4 protein-coding genes are annotated in these 4,622 nt (G+C 70.2%); 2 read left to right on the forward strand and 2 right to left on the reverse strand.

What is annotated here, in order from left to right:
- Positions 1–140: 140 nt before the first annotated feature.
- Positions 141–1,325, forward strand: coding sequence for a M23 family metallopeptidase (locus D7W79_RS39070; protein ID WP_158617162.1), 1,185 nt, complete (start codon positions 141–143; stop codon positions 1,323–1,325).
- Between the two features lie 36 nt (positions 1,326–1,361).
- On the opposite strand, the gene mtgA is transcribed toward D7W79_RS39070, so the two are convergent.
- The gene (gene mtgA / locus D7W79_RS39075; protein ID WP_120530317.1) at positions 1,362–2,261 is read right to left on the reverse strand and encodes a monofunctional biosynthetic peptidoglycan transglycosylase; all 900 of its coding nucleotides are present in this window, start codon (positions 2,259–2,261) and stop codon (positions 1,362–1,364) included.
- A 162-nt stretch (positions 2,262–2,423) separates the two neighbouring features.
- On the opposite strand from mtgA, the gene D7W79_RS39080 reads away from it, so the two are divergent.
- A complete protein-coding gene (locus D7W79_RS39080; protein ID WP_120530318.1) occupies positions 2,424–4,016 on the forward strand; it encodes a hypothetical protein in 1,593 nt (530 codons plus the stop codon).
- An 83-nt stretch (positions 4,017–4,099) separates the two neighbouring features.
- Here the strand turns inward: D7W79_RS39080 and D7W79_RS39085 are convergent.
- A partial coding sequence (locus D7W79_RS39085) for an alpha/beta hydrolase (protein WP_208729960.1) occupies positions 4,100–4,622 on the reverse strand: 523 nt, incomplete at its 5' end.

A 4,622-nucleotide genomic window follows, 5' to 3' on the forward strand; every position in this document is an offset into this window, starting at 1 on the left:
CTCTTCGTCGATGGCCACCTTGCGCGTCATGGTGGCCTGCTTCTCTGCCCGGGTGCCAGTGCCGTCGCACGCAGCGACCGGGCGAACGCACGCTGATCAACTCGCTATATGAGGGGATCCCTCAGGTCACCGGGGGCACGGTGACGGACTTCGTCAACACCGACGCAACCAACTTCCCGGTGGGCTCCGTCAACCCGGCGTCGCACGGCGGCGGCAACAGCTTCACCATCGACAACGGCACGTATCTGGTCGGGTACTCACACATGCAGGCCGGCTCGCTCAATCCCAGCCTGCTGACCGTGGGCGCGGTGGTGCACGAGGGCGACTTCCTGGGCCTCCTGGGCAACTCGGGCAACTCCTCGAAGCCGCACCTCCACATCGGAGCCGTCGCATCGGACGCGTCGCCGACGCTGTGGTCCCCCCAGTGCGGAGGCCCGCTGCGCCCCCTGCCGCTCGACAGCGCGTACGCCATCGACGAGACGGTGCTGACCCCGTGGTTCGGGCTGGAGCAGCTTGCCCCCTGGTCCCCGATGAACGGCGTGGGCATTCCCAGCGGAGCGGCGCCCAATCACATCAATTCGCTGCTCTGGCCCGCGGCGAGCGCGCCGGTGGTGCTGAACAACTCCGTGGTCAACGACTTCGCGCTGGGCTCCAATGGCCAGCTGTGGACCGTGGGCAGCACGGGCACCGTCCTCACCACCCACGACCGCCTGAGTGTCCCCTTCAACACCGGCGTCTACCTGGACGTGAACCCGGGCGGCACCGCGAAGGCCATCGCCGTCACCGCCACGACTCCGTATGTGATTGGGACGAACGACTTCGTCTACCGGGGCACCAGCTCGGGGTGGGTCCAGACGTCGCAGTCAGCCAAGCGCCTCACGGTGGATGAGTCCACCGGCAAGGCCTGGGTCATTGGCCTGGACGACAAGGTCTACTCCTTCAACCCCGCCACCCTCGCGTGGAGCGCGCAGACCCCGACCTCTTCGACGGGCAAGGACATCGCGGTCGCGCAGGGCGTCCCCTACATCATCGGCATGGACGACCGCGTCTGGAAGCACAACGGCTCTTCCTTCGTGCAGCTGCCCGCGACCACGACGCTCAAGCGGCTGGCGGTGGACGGCGCCACCGGCAAGCTGTGGGGCATCGGGGCCAATGACGGCCTCTGGTCCTCGACGGGCGGCAGCACCTGGACCGAGCACCCCGGCGGCATCCGCGCCCTTGACCTCACCGTGTTCCAGGGCATCCCGTACGTGCGCGGCCTGGACAACGGCGTCTGGAAGAAGGAGGCCTTCGGCTCCTCCCGCGTCAACGTCGTCCAGCCCTGAGAGTCTTTGAAGCAGTCCCTGCGGCGCGGGGAGGACTCAGCTCCCCGCGGGCATCCCCGTGCCGGCCTCCGCCACGTAGCCGGGCGCTGGCGATACACCGAAGAAGCGTGAGAGCTCGGCCTGGGCCTCACGGGCCTGCGCCCCGCTGATGCGCCCTTCGCGCTCCAGCCTCCCAACGATGACGCTCGCGCGGGTGCGCAGGGTTTCAGGCCGCTGGGCCGGCAGCCAGCGGCGTGGTGCGGGGAGCATGCCCGCGAGCATTGCTCCCTGCGCCACGCTGAGCGACCGCGCCGGGACGCCGAAGTGCTCGCGCGCCGCCGCCTCGATGCCGTAGACACCCTCCCCCCACTCCACGACGTTCAGGTACAGCGCGAGGATGCGCTGCTTGGGCAGGTGGGTCTCCAGCTGGCGCGCGAGCAGCAACTCCTTGCCCTTGCGCAGCAGGCTGCGGTCCGTGGAGAGGTAGAGGTTCTTCGCCAGCTGCTGCGTGAGGGTGGAGGCGCCGCGCCCCAGGCGCGCCTCGCGCACCGACTGCTGGAAGGCGTTCTCCACCTCCGTCCAGTCCACGCCCTCGTGCCGGTAGAAGCGCGCGTCCTCGGAGATCAGCACGGCGTCCACGGCGTGCGGCGCCACCGCGCCGAGCGCTACCCAGGCCTGGCGCACCCGGGGCTTCTTGCCCGCCTCGAGCGCCTCCTCGGCCCGCTGCGCCATGAGCGCGGTGGTGCGCGGGTTCTGCGTCCGCAGGAGGCCCACGTCGGGCAGCCGCGCGAACTCCACGCCGAGCCAGAGGGCGAGCAGCAGCCACGCGCCCAGCGCCCAGCGCCCCCAGCCCGGGCCGGAGCGCTTCCCCACGACGCGTCTGGCGCCGGAGGAGAGCTGCTTCGTCTTCTGCGTCCGGACGTTGGAGGCGCGCACGGTGGGCGGACGGGAGGTCATCGGTACACCTACATCTGCCCCGGTAAGCCACCGCTGTCCAGAAGACGGCCGGGACGGCACCCGGCGGCCCTCCCTGGGGACACGGATTTAACTCGGCTTAATTCGTCCGCCGCGGCTGTCCGCGCGACAACCCCTGTGACTGTCGCAGAGGGGGAAGTGCACATGCAGTGGCCGATTCGGGGCTTCCAGCCCTTCAGCAGCACCGTGAAGCCGTCGACCAGTGGAACCGTGAGCGCGCCGCAGCAGGCGCCAGCCAGTCCTCCGCGTCCTTCGGGCGGCACGTCTTCCGGGGGAAGCGTGACCACCGACAGCTTCAGCGGGAGCACGCCGGGGACCTCGAAGCGCAACCCGCTGAACGTGCCGGATGCCACGCCCTCCGTCACCTTCACGTCGATGCCCTCGAAGCCGACCTTTTCCAAGGGTGTCAGCACCAGTGCCTCCGGGATGCTGACCTCCAGTGGCATCTCCGGGACCGCGAACCTTGAGGCGGAGCTGAAGCTGGAGACAGGCATCTTCTCGATGAAGGTGGCCGGGTACACCGAGCTGGGGGCGAGCCTCAGCCGGGACGCGACGATGACGACCTTCAGCGTGGAGGCCGAGGTCGGCGTGAAGGGCGAACTCCAGGCGGACGCGAAGCAGGTCACCGTCACCGCCTCCGCCGAGGCGGGCGTGCGTGGCAGCTACCAGGTGACGCTGCCCAACGCGGCCGCGGCGGGCATCACCTCGCCCGAGCAGGCCGCGGCGCAGCTCAACCCCTCCCTGCCCCAGAACCTGCCCGTGGGCGCCACCGTGACGCTCACCGGCGAGGCCTTCATGGGCACGGGGATGGAGGTGGCGTTCAAGAACATCTCCGGCATCTTCGGCGCCATCGGGGGGATGAGCACCGAGCGCGCCAGCGGCATGGCCCTCGCCGTCACCCGGCTGGACGACAAGACCGTGCGGGTCACCGTCGGCTCCACGGAGGCGGTGTCGCGCACCCTCGAGGGAAAGCTGGGGGTGTTCGGGATCGCGTTCGGCGCGTCGGACACGCTGCGCGTGGAGGGGCAGCTGAGCTCGCGGCAGGTGGACTTCGACATTTCCACGCCGGCGGGACAGGCGGCCTACAACCGCTTCCTCGCCACGGGCGAGCTGCCGAAGAACGACCCGGCGAGCGGCACGTCGAACGCGGCGTCGGTGCAGATTGCCTCTGAAACGCTCACGCGGGAGGTCACCTTCGGCATCAACCTGGGCGAGGCCGTGCTCGACAGCAACGTGTACGTCGCCACGACCTACGACGCCGGTGGCCCGACGGAGTTCCAGTACACGGGCACCAAGGGGCCCGTCACCTTCTCGGTCAGCGGTGAGTGGAAGGACCCCGAGGACCCGTCCACGTACACCTATTCGGCCACGCTGCCGCGTCTGGCCTCCGGGACCGCGGACGGCCTCCGGGACCTCTACCCGAACACGACGGGAAGTGGCACCACGGCGTCCGTGTCCTTCACCTACGAAGAGGCACAGCAGGTCCAGCAGCTCGCGCGGGACTGGCTGTCGGCCATCGACCAGGGCCTCCCCGGATACCAGGGCAACACGCCGGAGCCCTGGGTGATGGATGTCGCCAATGCGGCGACGCCTGAAGAGGCCATGGCCCTGCTCCTGACGCCGGAGACGAACAACGTTGCCGACGTGGTGGCGAACCGCATGGTGCGGCTCAGCGCCTTCCAGCTCAACAACGGCGGAGGGCAGATGCCTGGGTCGCTCACCCTCGCGGAGGGCTGACCTGACGGGCTCACGTCCGGGCCCTCACGAAGTCCACGAAGGCCTTGAGCACCCCACCGCTTCCACATGAGCGGTCCTGAAGCTCAGCCCCCGTGCACCCCGCGCGGTGTCATCCCCCGCGCGGAGGCCGCCGACGCCAGCAGCTCCGGCCCGGGCCAGGCGTTGCTCGGCCGTCCTTCCGCCAGGAAGTCCACCGCGGGCGTCAGCACCTCCGGCGCATAGAGGATGCGGAAGTGCCCCAGTCCCTGCGTGCGCGTGAGCTTCGCGCCCGGCCACGCGCGCGCCACCGCTTCGCCTGCTTCCAGTGACACCTCGCGGTCCCCCACGTCGTGGAAGATGCGCAGCGGCACGTCCAGCCCTGGCGCGAAGACAGGCAGCGCCAGGTCCGCCAGCCGCATGTCGAAGCGTTCCTCGATTCGCGCCGCCATCCGCCGCCACTGGGCCTCCGACAGGCCCACCGTGTCCGCGAAGGCCCGGATGCCCGCCAGCGGATCCGCCGGCGGCGCGATGAAGACCGCGCGCTCCACCTTCATCCCGTCCCGCAGCGCGACCGCCGTGGCCGCCGCGCCGAACGAGTGCGCCACCACCGCGTAGGGCCCGCCCGGT

The sequence above is a fragment of the Corallococcus exercitus genome, from assembly GCF_003611585.1.
Taxonomy (GTDB): domain Bacteria; phylum Myxococcota; class Myxococcia; order Myxococcales; family Myxococcaceae; genus Corallococcus; species Corallococcus exercitus.

Excerpts from the sequence above, each read along its gene's own strand:
- mtgA (WP_120530317.1), bottom strand. The coding sequence starts at position 2,261 with ATGACCTCCCGTCCGCCCACCGTGCGCGCCTCCAACGTCCGGACGCAG.
- D7W79_RS39080 (WP_120530318.1), top strand. The coding sequence starts at position 2,424 with ATGCAGTGGCCGATTCGGGGCTTCCAGCCCTTCAGCAGCACCGTGAAG.